Below are 18,109 nucleotides of genomic sequence, written 5' to 3' on the forward strand. Positions count from 1 at the left end.
TAGGTCAGAGGAGGACGACCGCGAGGACGACACTCACGACTGCACCGGCGAGCGTCGCGAGGAAGTTCACGCTCTGGTTGCCGATGCGGTCGCCTTCGACGGTTGCCCCGAGCAGGCTGTCGACGGTCATGCCGCCGAGACCGCCGCCGACGATGACGAGTGCGCCGAAGAGCGGGTCGGCGATAGGCAGGCTGACGACGGCGATGGCGGCGACGAGGGCCGCACCGGCGATACCGGCGAGTTCGCCCTGCCACGTCACCCCGCCGTCGGTGCCGGGCGGGACGCGTTCGAGCGTCGTGATGAGCCGCGGCGTGTCGAACAGGCCGCCGATCTCGCTGGAGAGGGTGTCGCTCATGGCCGTCGCGAGCGACCCGGTGAAGGCGAACAGAAACAGCGTTCCGGGCAGCATGACCATCTCGCTGGCCGCGAAGCCGATGACGGCAAAGAGGGCGACGGCGGCGTTGCCGAGGACGTTGCCGCTGCCGCGGGCACCCTCGTTGTCCTCGGCGACGCCGCGGTCCAGTTTGTCGTCGTATTTGAACTTCGTCGAGAGGCCGCCGACGCCGAAGAAGGCGATGAGGACGGCGAACCAGCCGAAGCCGCCGAGGATGATGGTCAACACGCCGAGCAGCACACCCGCCAGCATCCCGGTGACGGAGGCCGTTCCGAGCGCGTAAGAAGCGTAGCCGAGGACGACCATCACGGCCAGCGCGCCGACGATCTCCAGCGGCGGAATCGTCGTGACGAGCTGGGCGAAGAACCACAGGAGTAGCCCCACGGAGAGCATGACGAGCGGGTCGTCGCGCTCGTAGAGCACGGAGCGGAGCAGCGCGGCGACGAGCGCGCCGGTCGAGGCCAGAAAGGCGGCGACGGCGGGGTCGATACTCGTCGTGGTGACACTCGCGGTCGCGACCTGGCCGACCGTCCCGGCGAGGAAGCCGACGACGGTGAAGCCCAGCGTCCCGATGAAGGGGTCGTCGGAGTAGTCGCCGACGAACCGCTCGCCGAGGTTGCCGTAGGCGAGGACGAGCACCGCGGTCACGAACAGGCTCACCGGCATCGGGTCGGTGAGCACGGTCGCGAGCAGTGCGAGTCCGGTCGCGGCGAGCGAGAAGCCCGCCAGCCCATTGAGGCGGCGGTCCTCGTAGTCACCGGGACGTGCGAACAGCTCGAACAGCGGGCCGTCGTCGACGACAAAGGCCGCCAACGCCGCGATGACGGCGAACGGGACGGCCGCCGCGGCACCGAGTATCGGTGCCGCGAGCGACAGCGTCCCCACGGCGGCGAACCCGCCTGCACGCCGGAGTGTCGAAGTCACATCTGCCGGTATCGCCGACGCACACTTAACCCTCCCGACACGCCCGACCGGGACGTGACCCGGGGTGACACAGAAGGCGTTTAACGCTGCCACTCCGTCTCGCCGTGTGTGGGACTCTACGACGCCTATCTCGCGATGCGTCACCGCCGCGCCGAGGCCGAGCCACCGGCACATATCGCGGTCGTCATCACCGAGCGCGACCTCCTGGAACAGGGCGCGTACGACACGCTGGAGGCCTTCCTCGGCTGGGCCTTCGAGTACGGTGCCGAACGCGTCACGGTCTCGGTGAGCGTCCTCGACGAGGCCGTCGCGCCGACGCTCGAACGCGAACTCCGCGACGTCGACGCTCCCCGTCCGGTCGCGGTCCGCGGTCCCGGCGACACCGAGCGCGCCGACGAACCCATCCAGGTGAGCATCGGGCTCGGCGGCAAACACGAGTTCGCCGAGGCCGTCCGCGCGCTCGCAGAAGAGGTCGACGCGGGGCGGCTGGCCCCCAAGGACATCGACGAGAGCGACGTCGAAGACCGCCTCGTCTTCCCCGAGGAACCCGACCTCGTCATCAAGACCGGCGCGGAACGGCTCTCGGACTTCATGATCTGGCAGTCGGTCTACTCGGAACTCTACTTCACCGACGTCAACTGGCGAGATTTCAGGAAGCGCGACTATCTCCGCGCCGTCTTGGACTATCAAGATCGGCAGCGGCGGTTCGGCCGCTAGGCCGAGCCATCAAATCTCTGATTCGCGTGGTTCGGTCGCTGACGGTCACGTCCGCGCCGCCAGATATACCACCGCCAGCTCGTGGAGTGCGGGATGGGGCATCGCTCGCGGGCGAGCCTCCCAGACGAGTTCGAGTGTCTCACGGAGCGGGCACTCCCTCTCGGTTGCGAGTGCCGTCGCGAGCACCGTCGCGCTCCGTGAGATACCGGCACTGCAGTTGACGAGGAGCGTCCCGTCGCGTCGGTGAAGTGTCCGGGCGGTGTCGACCGCTGCCGCGAACGCGGCCCAGTCGTTGCCGGGACCGTCGGTCAGCGGGTGGTGGTGCGTCGTAAGCGGAGACGGCTCACTCGACACGGAGAGCACGGCGTCGAAGGTTCCCTCGGGCAGTCGGGTCGCTGCGTGACGGTTCCCGATGAAGAGTTTGTCGTCGATACGTCGGACGGTGATGTGGGTTCGGTCGTCTCCAGCCATGGCTGTACGACCCGGCCGTGACCCGAGACGAGCGAGTCAGTCCGCCGTCTCGTTGCCCTGCCGCTCCAGCTCCGCCGACAGCTCCTCGGCACCGCGGTTCGACAGCTGCTCGCGCAGGCGACTGCCGACCGCGCGGGCCTCGTCGAGTTCGACGCTCGCCAGCGCGCGGACCAGCGCGACGGCGCGCTCCGTTCTGGTGCGCTGCCACGACGCCTCGCGGGACTCGTAGGTGCGGATGCCGCGCAGGAAGTCGACCTTCGAGAACTCCGGCCAGTAGGGAGCACAGAAGTAGACGGCCGCCTCGTTGCCGTTGGCGTGCCACGGCAGGAAGTTCGAGGTGCGCTCGTCGCCGCCGGTGCGGATGATGAGGTCGACGTCGCGGACGGGCTGGCGGTAGAGCCGCGATTCGACCGCCGCGCTGTCGATGTCTGCGGGGTCGAGGTCGCCCGCCTCGACAGCCTCGGCGACGTCGCGGGCGGCTCGGAGAAGTTCGTTGCGGCCGCCGTAGGCGAGCGCGATGTTCAATCTGAACTCCTCGTAGTCGGCAGTGCGGCGCTCGGCGTAATCGATGGCGTCGGTGACGCGCTCGGGGAGGCGGTCGATGTCGCCGATTGCGCGGATGCAGACGCCGTTGTCGTGGACGCGCTCGGCGTCGGCGAACTCGTAGAGCTTGTCCTCCAAGAGGTCGAACAGCGGTTCGAGTTCGCCCTCGGGGCGGTTGAAGTTCTCCGTCGAGAAGGCGTAGAGCGTCAGCTCCTCGATACCGAGTTCCTCACACCAGTCGAGGACCTGTTCCGTGGTCTGGGCGCCCGCGCGGTGGCCGTCGGGGGCGTCCTCGCCACGGTTGCGCGCGTAGCGGCGGTTGCCGTCCTGAATGATGGCGACGTGGGCTGGCCCGTCGTTGAGTTCGCGGCGAAGCAGCCGCTCGTACCCGCGGGCGAACGCCGTCCGGAGCCACTGGCGCATACTGTCTGTGGCTGTCGCCGCCGACCCGTATACGTTTTGTGACCCGTCGGTGACGTGTCTCGCCGCCGTCGGTGCGCGTTTCCGCCCTAAACGGCGTCGTTGACGCTGAATAACCGCGTCCGTGTCGCATCGGCCTCCCACCGTCGCTCGCGACGGAACCGCCACCCGTATATCGGAGCACCGACGACGACGAGTTATGAGCGACGCTGTCGACGACGACCTCTATCAACGCACCCTCGCGCTGCTCGAACCGGGCGACATCGAACTCGTGGGCGCGATTGTCCATACGGACCTCGGTGGCCAAGAGGACCTAGAGATGCACGAACTCACGGTCGAGTTGAACGACGTCATCGCCGAGCACGCGGGGAAGGGCGAGACGTACATCTACGCCGGAAACGACAATACGGACTTCGCCTCGAACCAGTTCCACGGGCTGACGCTCGACGGCGACGAGTTCGTCTGGGAGTGCCAACAGCTGCTCCGAAGCGGCACGTTCGACCTCGTGTTCTACTACGAAGCGATCGCCGACCAGGACGCCATCGTCGCCGCCATCGAGGAGACCGACCACGTCGACCGCGTGACGCCGGTCCCCTGAGCCGCGGCCCACGTCTCTTCTTCCTGCGAGCGACGCGAAACCTGCTCACCAGCGGTAGCCGTGCGTCGGTGTATCCCGCGCCGCTTATGCTTCGGCAGTCCTGACAAAGTGGTATGAAACAGGTGGACGCGGACCTCTCTTCGCTCGACCGTGCCATCATCAACGCCTTCCAGGGTGGCTTCCCGGTCGTCGAACGCCCGTTCGAGCCAGCGGCCGCAGCGCTCCGCGAACGCGGCGTCGACGTCTCGGCATCCGAACTCTGCGAGCGTATCCGCGAACTGGACGACGAGGGTGTCCTGACGCGGTTCGGCGCGCTCGTCAACGCCCAGGAGATCGGCGGCAACGCGACGCTCGTCGCGATGCACGCGCCGCCCGAACGCTTCGACGAGATCAACGAGCTGGTCAACGGTCACATCGAGGTCGCGCACAACTACGAGCGCGAGCATCCCCACCTCAACATGTGGTTCGTCGTCAGCGTCGCCGACGAGGACCGCATCGAGGAGGTACTGGCCGAAATCGAGGAAGAGACCGGCCAGCCGACCTACAACCTCCCCAAGGTTCGGGAGTTCCGCGTCGAGGCGAAGTTCCTCGTCGACGGCCCGGTTCCCGAGGGCGACGTCGACCTCTCGCATCTCGGCCCGGACGTCGAACCGAGCGGCCGGACGACGCTCACACCGGAGGAGCGCGATCTGGTTCTGGAGATTCAGGGCGGGCTTCCCATCACGGAGACGCCCTACGCCGACGTCGCCGACGCGCTCGGCGCGGAGACCGAGTGGGTCGTCGAGACCATCAAGCGGTTCAATCAGGAGGGGAGGGTCCGTCGCGTCGGCGTCATCCCGAACCACTACGCGCTCGGCTACACCGAGAACGGGATGACCGTCTGGAACGTCCCCGACGAGCTCGTTCCTGAAGTGGGCCCCGCCGTGGCCGGACTGGACTTCGTGACCCACTGCTACCAGCGGCCCCGCCACGAGGGCGTCTGGCCGTACAACTTCTTCGCGATGACCCACGGCCGCAGCGAGGAGGAGAGCCAGCGACGGATTCAGGAAGTGAAGGCGAAGATGGAGGAGTTCTGGGACGTCGGCGACGACGACTGGGACTCGCTGTTCTCGACGCGCATCCTGAAGAAGACGGGCATCCGTCTGGCCGAACGCGCCGACGCCAACACGGAGTGAGATGATTCCACTGGTCCACGACTTCAGCGGCGAGACGGTGCTGGTCTTCGGGGGCGGTCCCGTCGGCGCGCGGAAGGCCCGACGGTTCGCCCGCGAGACGCGGACCGTGGTGGTGAGTCCCGACTTCAGTGATCGGGATTTCGGCGACGCCGAACTGGTCCGTGCCGCACCCGACCCCGACGACGTGGCCGACTGGGTCGCCCGCTTCGACCCGGTGCTCGTCGTCGCGGCGACGAGCGTCGCGGCGGTCAACGAGGCCGCAGAGCGAGCGGCGAGAGACCACGGCGCGCTCGTCAACCGCGCGGACCACAGCGGCGAGCGCGACCCCGGCAGCGTCGTCGTCCCCGCCACGGTGGAGGACGACCCGGTCTCGGTGGCCATCTCGACGGGGGGCGTGAGCCCGGCGCTGTCGAAGTATCTCCGCGAGCGAATCGAGGACGAACTGGCCGGTGCGGGCGGGATGGCCGAGCTGACCGCCGAGCTGCGGTCGACGTTGAAAGAGAGCGACCTGTCACCCAGTGAGCGGCGGGATGTTGTCCGGGCAGTGGTGCAGTCGTCGCCCGTTTGGAAGGCTTTACGTACAGGGGAATCCAACCCCCGCGAAGAGGCAGCGCGCGTGATAGGAACCCAGTTCGGAACCGACGTCAGCAAGCACGTTCGAGGTGAGACCCGATGAACTACGGTGGTGTCATCTCGGCTGTGAGCGTGTCGCATACGAACGCGACCGTCGACGACATCGAGGCGGCCTGTCGCGACAGCGAACGGGCACTCGTCGAGGAGCTTCTCGCCCACGAGGGCGTCGACGAGGCGTTCGCCATCCAGACCTGTAACCGCGCGGAGGCGTACGTCGTGACGGCGGACGCCGCCGTCGGCCGACGCGCACTTTCGAACTTCGCCCCCGACGTCCGCGACGGCGCGGTCGTCGAGATGGACCACGAGGAGAGCATCCGGCATCTCATGCGAGTCGCCGCCGGACTCGAATCGCTGGTCGTCGGCGAAGACCAGATTCTCGGCCAGCTCAAGACGGCGATGGACGAGGCCCGAGCGGTCGGCGGCGTCGGCGAGATGCTCGACGACACGCTGACGAAGGCCATCCACGTCGGCGAGCGCGCCCGGACGGAGACAGCGATCAACGAGGGCGTCGTCTCGCTCGGCAGTGCCGCGGTCAGACTCGCCGAAGGGACGCTCGACCTCGACGGGACGACGGCACTCGTCGTCGGCGCGGGCGAGATGGGGACGCTCGCCGCACGAGCACTCGACACCACGTCGGTCGGGACGATTCTCGTCGCCAACCGGACCGTCCCCCACGCCGAACACGTCGCGAGCGAGATCACGACCGACGCGAGCGCGGTCGCGCTCGACGCGGTCCCCGCCGCGACGGCGGAGGCCGACCTCGTCATCACGGCGACCGGCAGCCCGGACTACGTGCTCGACGCCGAGACCCTTCGCGCGTCCGGCGAGACGCTCGTCATCGACCTCGCCCAGCCGCGCGACGTCGACCCCGAAGCGAGCGACGTCGACGGCGTCCGGTTCCACGACATCGACACACTCGAAGCGGTGACCGCAGAGACTCGGGCCCGCCGACAGGCGGCCGCCGAGGACGTTCGAGCGATGATCGACGACGAATTCGAGCGCCTGCTGGACGCCTACAAGCGTAAGCGGGCCGACGACGCGATCAGCGCGATGTACGAGTCCGCCGAGGACGTGAAACAACGCGAACTCGACACCGCGATGACCAAACTGGAGGCACAGGGCGAGTTGACCGACGAACAGCGTCAGACGGTGGCGGCACTGGCGGACGCGCTCGTCGGCCAGCTGCTCTCGGCTCCGACCAAGAGCCTTCGGGAGGCGGCCGCCGAGGACGACTGGACGACCATCCAGACGGCGATGCAGCTGTTCGACCCCGAGTTCGGCGGCGACCTACCGGACCTGCCGTCGGGCGCGGAACCGCGTGAGGGGAAGCCGAAAGACGTCCCCGAGGACGCCGACATCCCGAAGCGCGTGCTCGAACAGCTCTCCGACGACTGATCTCCGACGACTGATTCTGCGGTGTTCCGACCCTCGACGACTCGGTTCACGAGCGGCCGCGACGGAACGGGCCAAAGCGTTTTCACGTCACCGAGAGAAAAAGTGAGGTATGGCAGAGGTACTCGACGACGACGAGATCGAACAGAACCTACCCGAAGGGTGGGAACGCGACGGCGACGAAATCGTCCGGACGTACGAGTTCGACGACTACCTCCAGGGAATCTCCTTCGTGAGCGACGTCGGCGAGGTCGCCGAGGAGGAGTTCCACCACCCCGAGATCGTCGTCGGGTACAAGGAGGTCGAGGTGCGGCTGACGACCCACGACGCGGGCGGCATCACGGACCTGGATATGCGGCTCGCGGACCTGTTCAACGACGAATTCTGACGGGATGAACGCCGCGTACGTCTTCCGGGTCCGGTTCCGACTCGACGCCTCGGACGTCCGCCTCGACCCGCAAGAGTTCGAGACGGTGCTGCGGCTTCCAGTTGTCGACCCCGACGACGAGGACGACCCCGACGGCTGGCTGTTCTTCCGGGACAACCTCTGGCGCGGCGACGCCGCCGACGAACGGCATCTCCGGACGACCGCGAGCGACCTGCTCGGTGTCGACGTGACGAGCGTTCACTTCTCGGAGTTAGCGACCGACCGTGCCTCGCTGGAACGGCTGCGGGAGGCCATCGCCAGCGACCTGGAGGAGTTCAACGCCGACAGCGTCGACGAGGTGCTCCACAAGTATCTCGGGAGTTCGATTCGCGTCACCGACTGAGCCGTGATAGGACAACCGAGACACCGAGAGAAACGAACCGAGAGAACGTGGCGGAGGGCCGAAGCGGGGCCGAGAGTGCCTGACGTCTCAACGAGCGTCACGGCCGATTAAATGCTTTCTGTTCCATCGGCTCGAAAAGAGGTCCCGAGAAGGCGGAAAGCACATACCATCCCACCGCCTAGAGCCATCTCCCTATGGTCGTCGACAGCTACGACTTCTGGCTTTTCGACCTCGACGGCACGCTCGTCGACGCCGAGTGGTCCTACACGCGGGACGTGTTCGACCGCGTCGGCGACCGACTCGGCCGCCGCTTCTCCGACCGCGAGGCCGAAATCCTCTGGCACGGACTGGGCGGTGCGAGAAACGCCCAACTCGTCGAGTGGGGCATCGCCCCCGAGGACTTCTGGCCCGCCTTCCACGCCGAGGAGGACCCCCAGACCCGCGCCGAGGCCACCTTCCTCCACGACGACGCCGCCGACCTCGTCGGCAGGCTCGACGCTCCGGTCGGTCTCGTCACGCACTGTCAGGCCTTCTTGACGGGTCCCGTCCTCCAGCATCTCGACATCCGCGACTGGTTCGACACGGTCGTCTGCTGTACGGAAGAACTCGGCTGGAAACCCGACCCCGCTCCCGTCCGGCACGCGATGCGCGACCTGGGTGTCGAGGAGGGGAGTACGGGCGTCCTCGCCGGTGACGGCGCGAACGACATCGGTGCGGCGTGGAACGCCGGTCTCGACGGAATCCACGTCGAACGTCACGGGCCGGAGCACCGCGGACAGTGCGTCCTCGGCGACTACCGCGTGGGCACGTTCCACGACCTCATCAACTGACAACTGACAACTGGCGACCGAGAAATAGCTCACGACGGCTTAGCGACTGCTCACGCGACCGCTCAGAGTGGACGGATACCGATGTCGCCGTCGCTCGTCACGACCAGCTCGTATCCGCGGTACGGGAACCGCACCTGGATTCCCGGTCGCTCGCCGTCGAACGGCCGCGGTTCGAGAACCGCTTGCAGTGCCTCGGCGTCGATGCTCTCGAACAACGGTTCGAACGTTTCGAGATCCTCGTCCGTGTAGCTCTCGACAGCCTCTACCAAGGCCACGCCGAGTTCCTCCGTCTCCGTCCAGTCGTACCGACCGATGAGTTCCCACTCCCCGTCGAACGTCGCCGAGACTGCGAGCGACGAGACGGGTGCCACGCTCGACAGCGCGTCGCGACGGTCCTCACCGAGAACGAGCGACGCCCCGCGGGCAGCGGCGAGCTGTTCGACGTGTCGCTTGACCGCATAGATCTCGTCGACGCCGGACTTCTGGACGTATTCGGTGACGTTCGCCCGGATGGCGTCGTCGGCGACGGCGTCCCACTCCTTGCCGGTGAAGAGGACGATGGGGATGTCGGCAGTGAAATCGCGGGCAGCCGAGATGAAGGGGATACCCTCGGCGGTGACGACGAAGTCGCTGACGATACAGTCGACTTCGTGTTCCTCCAGCAGCCGGAGACCGTCCTCCGCGGTTGGAGCGGTCAGCGTTTCGAACGCCTCACCGGTCGCAAAGAGTGCCGAAGAGACATCGAGAAAGTCCGGGTCGTCGTCGACGTGTAGGACGGTCATGTGTGGAGTCATCTCCCTCTCATACGACCGGATGAGGTATAAATAAATCGTGTATCACACTGGCATAGATAACAGTCCGTTTTACAATAATGTTCTGCAGCCACTCGTCGCGGCTGACGTGGGAGGATTCGGCCGACTGCGACGCGGTCGACCGCAACGCGCGGTGTCGTCTCGGTCCGTGAGATTCGCCTCAGTCAGCGTAATCCGCCTCGGTCAGCGTGATTCGAAGCCGTCGAGGTCGCCAACGACGTCCGAGACGGCGTCGAGAGCCGCCGAGACCGCCTGTACCCCGGCTTTGTCGACGCGAGCGGGGTTCGCACGGACGGCGACGTCCTGTGTGCCCAGCGGGACGAAGCCAAGTCCCAGCCGGGTCGCCGTCGCGCGCAGGCCGAGTCCGACGTCCGCCGACCCGCCGAGGACCTTCCGCGCGGGGCTCTCGTGGGCCTTCACTGTGAGGTCGAAGCCGTCGATAGCGTCGACGAGACTGTGGCGTTCGACCCCGCGCTCGTCGGCGAGGTCGGCCAGCGCGTTCGCGAGACTCGTCCGCAGCCCGGAGTTGGTGTCGCGGTTGACGAACCGGAGGTCGCGGTCCACAAGGTCGGCCAGCCCCTCGACATCCGCGGGGTTGTCCGCGGGGACGACCAGTCCCCACTCGCGCGTCCAGCCGCCGAGGTCGACGCTCTCGACGTCGCGGTCGGCGGGGCCGGCGACGACCGCGACGTCCGGAAGACCGTCACGGAGCCGTCGGAGGCCTTCGCGGCTCCCGAGGGGCAAGTATCGAGGATTGTCGACACGGTCGAGCAGGCGCGAGAGCGCGGGGTCGTCCTCGCCGACGCCGAGCAGCGACGGCAACCGGACGTCCGGCGAGAACAGCTGGACGGTCACGTCCTCGCCCTCGCTCAGATAGCTCGTGTCGGCACCGACCTCGACGACGCCGTCGGCCTCGACGAGGCTCGTGGTCGCGCCGCTGCCCTTGTCGACAGGGTAAACGAGGGTCTCGCCGTCCTCGTCTTCGAGTAGCCCGACCGGCATCAGCCGCATCCGACCCTCCTCGTAGCGCTCGCGGGTCGCCATCTTCCCCGTCACTGTCGCCGTCCGCGGCTCCGGCAGTCCCGCCTCGCGGCGGATCGCGGGCGCGACGAAGGTACGGAAGATGGTCAGCGCGGAGACGGGGTAGCCGGGCAGGCCGACGTAGGCACTGTCGCCGAGCGAGCCGACGAGCATCGGCTTGCCGGGCTTGACGGCGACGCCGTGGAGCAGGAGTTCGCCCTTGTCCTCGATGACGCGGTAGATGACGTCGACCGCGCTCGCGGAGGTCGACCCCGAGGAGAGCACGAGGTCGCACTCCTCGGCCGCATCCAGCAGGATACGCTCCATCTCGTCGTAGTCGTCGCCCGCGTGGGGGTAGAGCTTCGCCTCGCCACCGGCCTCCTCGACGCCCGCGGCGATGGTGTAGCTGTTGACGTCGTAAATCTGGCCGCGGCTGCTGTCGAGTTCGTCGCCGGGGCGGACGAGTTCGTCGCCCGTGGAGACGATGCCGACCGTCGGCGTTCCTCGAACCCTGACCTCGTCTACGCCGAGTGCCGACAGCAGGCCGATCTCCCGCGGCGTGATGCGCGTGCCGGGACCGAGCGCACGCGCACCGGCGGCGATGTCCGCGCCCGCGACCATGACGTGGTCGCCCGGCGCGACGGCCTTCCGAATGAGAATCTCGTCGTCACCCTTCTCGTCGGTTCGCTCGACCATCACGACGGCGTCCGCACCCGGCGGCATCACCGCACCGGTCGAGATTTCGGCGCAAGTCCCCGATTCGACGGTCACGTCCGGCTCCGCGCCGGCGTGGACCGCACCCGCGAGGTCGAGGGTGACGGGGTCGGCCTCGTCGGCCCCGAAGGTGTCCTTCGCGCGAACGGCGTAGCCGTCCATGCTCGCCCGGTCGAAGCCGGGGACGTCGAGGTCGGCGTCGAGCCGTTCGGCCAGCACGCGGCCGCGCGCCTCGTCCAGGGGGACGGTCTCGGCGTCGCCCGCGAGGGACAGCGAGGCGATGGCGGCGTGGGCCTCCTCGGGCGCGGCGAGGTCACGGAACTCTTTCCGCGAGCTCATGCCGACCACTCCCAGTCCTCGACGGCGACGGTCTCACCTGCGGCGATGCCCTCGCGCTCTTCGGGGACGACGACCCAGCCGTCGGCGAGCGCGACGCTGGAGAGCACGCCCGAGCCGCTGGCGCGGGTCGGTGTCGCTTTCGGCCCCTCCTCGCTCTCTTCGACCTTCACGCGCACGAACGTCCGCGTGCCGGGTTCGCTCGTAATCTTCCGCGTCAGCGTCGCCTCGGTGGTCGGGTGAGGCTCGTCGGGGAGATGGCCCATCCGCTTGAGTACAGGACGGAGGAACTGCACGGCGTTGATGATGCAGGCGACGGGGTAGCCCGGCAGCATGAGGACGGGCGTGTCCTCGACGACGCCGAGTGCGACCGGATGCCCCGGCTTGAGCGCGACGCCGTGAACCAGTACCTCGCCGAGTTCATCGACGACCTCGGGAGTGTAGTCGCGTTCGCCGACGGAGGAGCCGCCGGTCAGGACGACGACGTCCTTCGTCAGGTCCCGTTGGATAGCCGCGCGAATCGCCTCGGGGTCGTCGGTGACGACGTCCCGATAGGTGGGGACGCCGCCCCACCGGGACACCATGTGCGAGACGGTCAGCCCGTTGGTCTCGATGACCTCGCCCGGCTGGGGGTCCGCTTGCACCAACTCCTCGCCGGTCGGAATCACGCCGACGGTGGGGTGGTCGTAGACCTCGACCTCGCTCAGGCCGACGGACTTCAGCAGACCGAGGTCGGAGGGTCGCAGCCGGTGGCCGGGTTCGTACAGGCTCGTGCCCTCGGCGACGTCCTCGCCGACGGGACCGACGTTCTCGCCCTCGGCAACACCATCAAAAACCTCGACCTCGCTGCCGACGGCTTCGGTCTGTTCGACCATGACGACGGCGTCGGCTCCGTCGGGCAGCTCGCTGCCCGTGTGGACCCGAACGGCCTCGCCGGCGACGACGCGCTCGTCGCCCTCGCGCAGGATCTTCGGCGAGCGGTCCGAGGCTCCGAAGGTGTCCTCGGCGCGGACGGCCCAGCCGTCCATCGCCGCGCGGTCGTAGCCGGGGACGGGGTTCGGGGCCGTGACCGTCTCGGCGACCGTCCGCCCGTCGGCGCGGCCGAGCGGGATTCGTTCGGTCCGCTCGTGCGGTGTCACCGCCTCGAAGAGGGTATCGCGGGCGGCGGCGACGCGGGTTCGGTCCTTGAACCCGGCACGTCGCAAGTCATCGTGAGTCATGAGAGGAGGTTGCGGCCGGAGGGTGAAAGCGTCTGCCCCTTCGGCTCTGCTCCCCACTGCCGTCGCCTCCTGTGCCAGCACCCCACACACCGGAGAACCCCTCACCTACCGCGGCCTTTTTCGACCCCCGGTCCTTAGAACGGTCCATGTCAGCACTGCGTGACGCGCTGCGCGAACTCCCGGAGGCCGTCTTCGCCGACCTACTGGAGAGTGACGACGCGTACCTCATCGTTCTCGACCTGCCCGGCGTCTCGGCCGAGACGGCCGACATCGCCGTCGAGAACAAGAAGCTCGTCATCGAAGCCCGTCGCGAGAAGGCCCTCCCCCCGGAGTTCCGCTACGTCCGCGAGGACCGGTCGCTCTTCCTCGACGCCGAGATTCCCCTCCCGCCGGACGCGACCGGCGCGGGTGCCGAGGCGAACATGAGCCGCGGCGTCCTCGAAATTCGCCTCCCCAAGCGCGAAGCCGCCCCCGAGCAGACTATCGAGATCGAGGACGCGTAAGTCCGGGGTGGTTAACCTGGTCAATCTCCGCGCCTACTGGCGCTTTCTGATCGTCTTCTATCAGTTCCTCCCGCTCATCGTCGCCTACAGCCGCGACCGCAAGCGGTTCTTCGTCGTCGGCAGCGGCCGCTCGGTCACGCCCGAGATGCGGACCAAGCGGGCCCAGATTCTGCTCGACTCCCTCCTGACCCTCGGGCCGACGTTCATCAAGCTCGGCCAGCTGCTGTCGACCCGCCCCGACATCCTCCCGCGGGAGTATATCGAGGTGCTGTCGAGTCTGCAGGACGAGGTGCCCGCCGCCGAGTGGGCCGAGGCCAAGCAGGTGCTCGAAGCCGACCTCGGTCCCGTCGGCGACGTGTACGACGAGTTCGACACCGAGGCCATCAGCGGCGCGAGTCTCGGCCAGGTCTACCTCGCCGAGTACGGCGGCGAGAAGGTCGCCGTCAAGGTCCGCCGCCCCGGCATCGAGGAGTTGGTCGAGGCCGACCTCCGCGTGATTCGATGGTCGCTCCCGCTCCTCCAGCGGTTCATCGGCCAGGGGCGGGCGTTCTCCCTGGAGAACCTCTCCGACGAGTTCGCGAAGACCATCCGTCAGGAGATGGACTACACCCGCGAGGGCCGGATGCTCAACGAGATCCGCGAGAACTTCGCCGGCAACGACGACATCCGCATCCCGAACGTCGTCGACGAGGTCTCCGGGCCGCGTGTGCTCACGATGGAGTATCTCCCCGGCGTGAAGATTACCGACCTGAAGACGCTCGACGAGATGGGCATCGACCGCACCGAACTCGCGACGCGCCTGCAAGAGATCTACCTCCAGATGATCATCGACGACGGCGTCTTCCACGCCGACCCCCACCCTGGGAACCTCGCGGTCGACGACGACGGCGCGGTCATCTTCTACGACTTCGGGATGAGCGGCCGCGTCGACTCGTTCATCCAGGACAAGATCGTCGAGTTCTACATCGCCGTCGCCAACCAGGACATCGACGCCATCCTGGACACGCTCGTCGAGATGGGGACGCTCTCGCCGGAGGCCGACCGACAGGTCATGTCCGACGTGATGGAGTTGGCCATCGCCGACGCCCGCGGCGAGGACATCGAACAGTACCGCGTCAACCAGATCATCGAACAGGTCGAGTCGACCATCTACGAGTTTCCCCTCCGGCTCCCCCGAAATCTCGCGCTCGTGCTCCGCGTCGCCACCGTCGTCGAAGGCGTCTGTGTCACCCTCGACGAGAACTTCGACTTCATCACCGTCGCGACCGACTATCTGACCGCGGAGGGCTACCGCGAGGAGACCATCAAACGCGTCGCTGGCGAGGTGTCGAACCAGCTGCAGGCGACCACCCAGTCGCTCGTCCGGGTGCCACCGAAGCTCGAACGCGTCCTCGACCGTGCCGAGCGCGAGAGCCTGACGCTCAACGTCCGCATCGACGACAAGAACAAGGTGTTCGACAAGCTGGCGAAGCGCATCGCGCTCACCATCCTCTTGGCGGTCGGTGTGCTCTCGTCGGCCATCCTCTACGCCTTCGGGGCGTCCTGGCAGCCCGCCGTGGCGGTCGCGGCGGTCACGCTCCCCATCGGCTTCCTGCTCTATCGCTCCTTCCGGAAGAAGAAGAAGGGGCTTCGCGCCAGCCCGCAGTTCACCCGTCAGGGCCTCAAAGAGCAGCGTCGCAAGGACTGAGAGACGCCGTCACACCACCGAACCACTCTTGTCAACACGGTGTGACGACACGGCAGATGAAGCTCCTCGTCTTCGGCGACCTCCATCTCAAACCAAGCGGCCAGTCCGTCGACTACGACGCGCTGTCGGTGTCGACGGACATCGATGCGGTCGTCTCGCTCGGCGATCTCACCCACCGTGCCGAGGCGGCAGACCGCGAGACTGCGCGGGAGTTCCTCGCGCACGTCGCGGCCGACGACCGACCCGTCGTCTGCGTCCCCGGCAACCACGACCCACACGACCACTACACCGACCTGCTCGGGGAACTTGCGGCCGACGGTGTCGTCGACGCCCACGACCGACGTGTCACCCCCGACGGCGTCGGTTTCGCGCTCGTCGGCTGGGGGTGTGAGGAGTTCCACTTCGAACCCGAACTGCACTACGCCGAGATGGCCGCCCTCGACCCACGCGAGCGCGACGGTGACCGCCGACACGTCGCCGACGTGCTCGCGACCGCGTACGAGGACCTCCTCGTCGAGTACGGTCGCGGTGAACGGTCCCGTGAGGGTCTGCTGGACGGCTTGGTCGCCGTCGGCGACGAGGGCACGGCCGAGTTGACCCGTCGGGAGCGGGCCGCACTCCGAGAGCAACTCGACGCCTTCGACGCCGCGTACGACCGGCTGACGGGACTGCTCGACGGGTCGGACGAGACGGTCCTCCTCAGCCACGTCCCCCCGTTCAACACGGCACTCGACCGTCACCACTCCCACGGCACCCGCGAGGACGACCTCGAAGGGCTTCACTGGGGGTCGATGGTGCTCAAGACCGCCATCCGGACCCACCGGCCGCTCGCCGTGCTCTGTGGCCACTCACACACGCAGGGATACGACGTCTGTCGCGGCGACGGGGGCGAGACACAGCTTCTCAACCCCGGCTTCCGCGGCGTCGCGACGGTCGACGTCAGTCGTGGCGGATTCGCCTACCAGTTCTTCTAGAGGCCGTCGTCGATGCGTTCGCCCGTCTCGATTCCGTTCCACAGGGCTGCGCGCACTCTCGCCTCGCCAGCGACCCAGTCACCCGCAAAGTAGAGCTTCGCGTCTTCGGCACTCGTGACGACAGACTCGACCGCCCCGTCGTCCGGCAGTGCGTACCGCCAGCCCTGGTCGTCCACCCAGTCGGGGTCGGCCAGACGCTCGTCATCGAGGAGGTCGGCCACCTTCTCGGCGGCGACGCTCGCCGCCTCGTCGAGCGGGTCGTCGTAGTGTTCGGTCGACCACTCGGGCCCCATCTGTGCGATGAGCAGGCTCTCGCCGTCAGGGACGTGGCCGGGCTTGCACTCCTCGCGGGAGACCCAGCCGACGTCGTGTTCCTTGCTGGTGTCGACGAGCGCGTAGTAGGGGACGTCAAGTTCGAAGGGGTAGTGCAGGACCAGCGTCCGGACGGTGCGGTAGGGGACCGCCCCGACTGCCTCGATGAGCGTCGTCAGCCGGTCGTCGTTCCACTTGGCTTCTGCGAGCAGGGATGCGGTCTGGGGGGCCGGTGGCGTCAGCAGCAGGCCGTCGAACGGGCCGTAGGTCTCGCCGTCGGTGTCGGTCAGCCACCAGCCGTCGCCGCGCTCGAAGGAAGCGATGCGCGTCGGCTGGTCGACCGTGGCGTCGCTCCGGGCGAGCAGCCGTTTCGCGAGTTGGGTCATCCCCTCGGTCCACGTCCACTTGCGGACGTCGCCGGGGTCGTCGCCCTCGCTGACCGTGCCGTCGGCGTCGAACGTCCAGACCGGCTCGTCGATGTCGACGAGACCCTCGTCGCCGAGCGTGTGCAGGAGGTCTGTCGTCCGGCCGCCGGCGTCCTTGATGTAGTTCGCGCCGTGGTCGTAGCGACAGCCCTCCTTGCGGCGGGTTGCGGCCCGGCCGCAGACGCCACGGCTCTTCTCGAAGATGGTCACGTCGACGTCGCTGTCTCGAAGCGCGTACGCGGCCCCCGCGCCAGCGGCTCCCGCACCGACGACGGCGAGCGAACGGGTCATCGGTCTCCCTCTGTCTGTGTGTGCATCGTTCTCGTGAATGGGGTCGGACGCTGGACGCTTGATAGTGTTTGTTGTGGCTGTTTCCCGCCGGTTTGTCACCCCGTCCCGGCGAACCGGCGGGATTGACTCACAACAAACACGATGAGCCTTCGTCCGGCGGCAGAGTGGGGCGGCGAGCGCGCACGGTCGGTGGGCGACCGGGAGGCAGTGGAACGCTTTTGTCCACCGCGTGCCGAGGAAGGCTGTGAGCTACGACGCAGTTCTCTTCGACAACGACGGCGTCCTCGTCGACCTCGTCGAGTACGACGTCCTCCAGCGGGCCGCCGCCGAGACCTTCCGGACGCTCGGTGTCGACCCCCATCCGGACCACGTCGACGACATCGCCGTCGGCGTGACGCCGGAGACGTTGCAGGCGATCTGTACGGCCTACGACCTCGACGCCGCGGAGTTCTTCGCCCTCCGCGACAGCACCTCCTCGAAGCACCAACAGCAGGAGGTCCACGCCGGCCGGAAGACGCTCTACGACGACTTCGACGCCCTCTACGACCTCGAACATCCCCTCGGCATCGTCAGCTCGAACCAACAGGAGACGGTCGACTTCCTGCTCGACCATTTCGACATTGGCCATCTGTTCGAGACGGCCTACGGCCGGGAGCCGACGCCCGAGAGCCTCCACCGCAAGAAGCCGAACACGCACTATCTCGACCGCGCGCTCGCGGACCTCGACGCCGAGACGGCGCTGTTCGTCGGCGACAGCGAGACGGACCTCATCGCCGCCCACGAGGCGGGGCTGGACTCGGTGTTCATCCGCCGCCCCCACCGCGCCGACGCCGACTTCGACACGGAGCCGACGTACGAGATCGGCGGGCTACACGCGCTCTCGGAGCTGACGACCGAGTAATCGGCGGTTTCAGCGGCTGACAGCCCAACCCCAACACCTTACCGTAG

General features: G+C 67.7%; 19 protein-coding genes. 12 read left to right on the plus strand and 7 right to left on the minus strand.

The genetic code is table 11. The features are described from left to right. Positions 1-4: 4 nt before the first annotated feature. The gene (locus BLR57_RS09250) at positions 5-1,318 is read right to left on the minus strand and encodes a DUF92 domain-containing protein (protein WP_089697087.1); all 1,314 of its coding nucleotides are present in this window, start codon (positions 1,316-1,318) and stop codon (positions 5-7) included. 108 nt (positions 1,319-1,426) lie between these two features. On the opposite strand from BLR57_RS09250, the gene BLR57_RS09255 reads away from it, so the two are divergent. Further along, on the plus strand, positions 1,427-2,035 hold the full coding sequence (locus BLR57_RS09255; protein WP_089697090.1) for an undecaprenyl diphosphate synthase family protein: 609 nt from the start codon (positions 1,427-1,429) through the stop codon (positions 2,033-2,035). Between the two features lie 45 nt (positions 2,036-2,080). Here BLR57_RS09255 and BLR57_RS09260 read toward each other — a convergent pair whose 3' ends face one another. Both BLR57_RS09260 and uppS read right to left on the minus strand, forming a co-directional pair. Continuing rightward, positions 2,081-2,506, minus strand: coding sequence for a protein-tyrosine phosphatase family protein (locus tag BLR57_RS09260; protein ID WP_089697093.1), 426 nt, complete (start codon positions 2,504-2,506; stop codon positions 2,081-2,083). Positions 2,507-2,542: 36 nt separating this feature from the next. Further along, positions 2,543-3,472 carry a polyprenyl diphosphate synthase gene (gene uppS, locus BLR57_RS09265; RefSeq protein WP_089697096.1) on the minus strand — a complete coding sequence of 310 codons (930 nt, stop codon included), beginning with the start codon at positions 3,470-3,472 and terminating at the stop codon, positions 2,543-2,545. Positions 3,473-3,668: 196 nt separating this feature from the next. Between uppS and BLR57_RS09270 the strand changes: the two genes are divergently transcribed. The 7 genes from BLR57_RS09270 (at position 3,669) to BLR57_RS09300 (ending at position 8,867) form a co-directional block, all read left to right on the plus strand. Then, positions 3,669-4,067, plus strand: a complete 399-nt coding sequence (locus tag BLR57_RS09270; RefSeq protein ID WP_089697100.1) for a DUF5778 family protein — start codon at positions 3,669-3,671, stop codon at positions 4,065-4,067. Between the two features lie 113 nt (positions 4,068-4,180). Continuing rightward, positions 4,181-5,242, plus strand: a complete 1,062-nt coding sequence (ahbB, locus tag BLR57_RS09275; protein ID WP_089697103.1) for a siroheme decarboxylase subunit beta — start codon at positions 4,181-4,183, stop codon at positions 5,240-5,242. Between the two features lies 1 nt (position 5,243). Then, on the plus strand, positions 5,244-5,918 hold the full coding sequence (locus tag BLR57_RS09280) for a precorrin-2 dehydrogenase/sirohydrochlorin ferrochelatase family protein (protein ID WP_089697106.1): 675 nt from the start codon (positions 5,244-5,246) through the stop codon (positions 5,916-5,918). Beyond that, positions 5,915-7,270 carry a glutamyl-tRNA reductase gene (gene hemA, locus BLR57_RS09285; protein ID WP_089697109.1) on the plus strand — a complete coding sequence of 452 codons (1,356 nt, stop codon included), beginning with the start codon at positions 5,915-5,917 and terminating at the stop codon, positions 7,268-7,270. The genes BLR57_RS09280 and hemA overlap by 4 nt, the downstream gene beginning before the upstream one ends. Positions 7,271-7,379: 109 nt before the next feature. Then, entirely contained in the window at positions 7,380-7,655 is a 276-nt protein-coding gene (locus BLR57_RS09290) for a 4a-hydroxytetrahydrobiopterin dehydratase (RefSeq protein ID WP_089697112.1), read from the plus strand. A 4-nt stretch (positions 7,656-7,659) separates the two neighbouring features. Next, positions 7,660-8,037 (plus strand): LWR-salt protein, encoded by a 378-nt coding sequence (gene lwrS, locus BLR57_RS09295; protein WP_089697115.1) that lies wholly within the window; start codon positions 7,660-7,662, stop codon positions 8,035-8,037. Between the two features lie 194 nt (positions 8,038-8,231). Further along, a complete protein-coding gene (locus BLR57_RS09300) occupies positions 8,232-8,867 on the plus strand; it encodes an HAD family hydrolase (protein ID WP_089697118.1) in 636 nt (211 codons plus the stop codon). Between the two features lie 62 nt (positions 8,868-8,929). On the opposite strand, the gene BLR57_RS09305 is transcribed toward BLR57_RS09300, so the two are convergent. The 3 genes from BLR57_RS09305 to BLR57_RS09315 all read right to left on the minus strand — a co-directional run bounded on the left by BLR57_RS09305 (position 8,930) and on the right by BLR57_RS09315 (position 12,969). Further along, positions 8,930-9,661 (minus strand): HalOD1 output domain-containing protein, encoded by a 732-nt coding sequence (locus BLR57_RS09305; RefSeq protein ID WP_089697121.1) that lies wholly within the window; start codon positions 9,659-9,661, stop codon positions 8,930-8,932. A 201-nt stretch (positions 9,662-9,862) separates the two neighbouring features. Continuing rightward, on the minus strand, positions 9,863-11,752 hold the full coding sequence (locus BLR57_RS09310; protein ID WP_089697124.1) for a molybdopterin biosynthesis protein: 1,890 nt from the start codon (positions 11,750-11,752) through the stop codon (positions 9,863-9,865). Then, positions 11,749-12,969, minus strand: coding sequence for a molybdopterin molybdotransferase MoeA (locus BLR57_RS09315; RefSeq protein ID WP_089697126.1), 1,221 nt, complete (start codon positions 12,967-12,969; stop codon positions 11,749-11,751). Before BLR57_RS09315 ends, BLR57_RS09310 begins: the two co-directional genes overlap by 4 nt. A 146-nt stretch (positions 12,970-13,115) precedes the next feature. On the opposite strand from BLR57_RS09315, the gene BLR57_RS09320 reads away from it, so the two are divergent. The 3 genes from BLR57_RS09320 to BLR57_RS09330 are packed head-to-tail and all read left to right on the plus strand — an operon-like array spanning position 13,116 to position 16,133. Continuing rightward, positions 13,116-13,472: an Hsp20/alpha crystallin family protein gene (locus tag BLR57_RS09320; protein ID WP_089697129.1), complete on the plus strand. Its 357-nt coding sequence runs from the start codon at positions 13,116-13,118 to the stop codon at positions 13,470-13,472. Positions 13,473-13,479: 7 nt separating this feature from the next. Then, entirely contained in the window at positions 13,480-15,159 is a 1,680-nt protein-coding gene (locus tag BLR57_RS09325) for an ABC1 kinase family protein (RefSeq protein WP_089697132.1), read from the plus strand. 56 nt (positions 15,160-15,215) lie between these two features. After that, the gene (locus BLR57_RS09330) at positions 15,216-16,133 is read left to right on the plus strand and encodes a metallophosphoesterase family protein (RefSeq protein WP_089697135.1); all 918 of its coding nucleotides are present in this window, start codon (positions 15,216-15,218) and stop codon (positions 16,131-16,133) included. Here the strand turns inward: BLR57_RS09330 and BLR57_RS09335 are convergent. Then, positions 16,130-17,161 (minus strand): NAD(P)/FAD-dependent oxidoreductase, encoded by a 1,032-nt coding sequence (locus BLR57_RS09335; protein WP_089697138.1) that lies wholly within the window; start codon positions 17,159-17,161, stop codon positions 16,130-16,132. The genes BLR57_RS09330 and BLR57_RS09335 overlap by 4 nt on opposite strands. 244 nt (positions 17,162-17,405) lie before the next feature. On the opposite strand from BLR57_RS09335, the gene BLR57_RS09340 reads away from it, so the two are divergent. Beyond that, the gene (locus BLR57_RS09340; RefSeq protein WP_089697140.1) at positions 17,406-18,062 is read left to right on the plus strand and encodes an HAD family hydrolase; all 657 of its coding nucleotides are present in this window, start codon (positions 17,406-17,408) and stop codon (positions 18,060-18,062) included. Positions 18,063-18,109 lie beyond the last annotated feature (47 nt).

The organism is Halogranum gelatinilyticum (assembly GCF_900103715.1).
Taxonomy (GTDB): Archaea; Halobacteriota; Halobacteria; order Halobacteriales; family Haloferacaceae; genus Halogranum; species Halogranum gelatinilyticum.

Excerpts from the sequence above, each read along its gene's own strand:
- BLR57_RS09260 (WP_089697093.1), bottom strand. The coding sequence starts at position 2,506 with ATGGCTGGAGACGACCGAACCCACATCACCGTCCGACGTATCGACGAC.
- uppS (WP_089697096.1), bottom strand. The coding sequence starts at position 3,472 with ATGCGCCAGTGGCTCCGGACGGCGTTCGCCCGCGGGTACGAGCGGCTG.
- BLR57_RS09270 (WP_089697100.1), top strand. The coding sequence starts at position 3,669 with ATGAGCGACGCTGTCGACGACGACCTCTATCAACGCACCCTCGCGCTG.
- ahbB (WP_089697103.1), top strand. The coding sequence starts at position 4,181 with ATGAAACAGGTGGACGCGGACCTCTCTTCGCTCGACCGTGCCATCATC.
- BLR57_RS09280 (WP_089697106.1), top strand. The coding sequence starts at position 5,244 with ATGATTCCACTGGTCCACGACTTCAGCGGCGAGACGGTGCTGGTCTTC.
- hemA (WP_089697109.1), top strand. The coding sequence starts at position 5,915 with ATGAACTACGGTGGTGTCATCTCGGCTGTGAGCGTGTCGCATACGAAC.
- BLR57_RS09290 (WP_089697112.1), top strand. The coding sequence starts at position 7,380 with ATGGCAGAGGTACTCGACGACGACGAGATCGAACAGAACCTACCCGAA.
- lwrS (WP_089697115.1), top strand. The coding sequence starts at position 7,660 with ATGAACGCCGCGTACGTCTTCCGGGTCCGGTTCCGACTCGACGCCTCG.
- BLR57_RS09300 (WP_089697118.1), top strand. The coding sequence starts at position 8,232 with ATGGTCGTCGACAGCTACGACTTCTGGCTTTTCGACCTCGACGGCACG.
- BLR57_RS09305 (WP_089697121.1), bottom strand. The coding sequence starts at position 9,661 with ATGACTCCACACATGACCGTCCTACACGTCGACGACGACCCGGACTTT.
- BLR57_RS09310 (WP_089697124.1), bottom strand. The coding sequence starts at position 11,752 with ATGAGCTCGCGGAAAGAGTTCCGTGACCTCGCCGCGCCCGAGGAGGCC.
- BLR57_RS09315 (WP_089697126.1), bottom strand. The coding sequence starts at position 12,969 with ATGACTCACGATGACTTGCGACGTGCCGGGTTCAAGGACCGAACCCGC.
- BLR57_RS09320 (WP_089697129.1), top strand. The coding sequence starts at position 13,116 with ATGTCAGCACTGCGTGACGCGCTGCGCGAACTCCCGGAGGCCGTCTTC.
- BLR57_RS09330 (WP_089697135.1), top strand. The coding sequence starts at position 15,216 with ATGAAGCTCCTCGTCTTCGGCGACCTCCATCTCAAACCAAGCGGCCAG.
- BLR57_RS09335 (WP_089697138.1), bottom strand. The coding sequence starts at position 17,161 with ATGACCCGTTCGCTCGCCGTCGTCGGTGCGGGAGCCGCTGGCGCGGGG.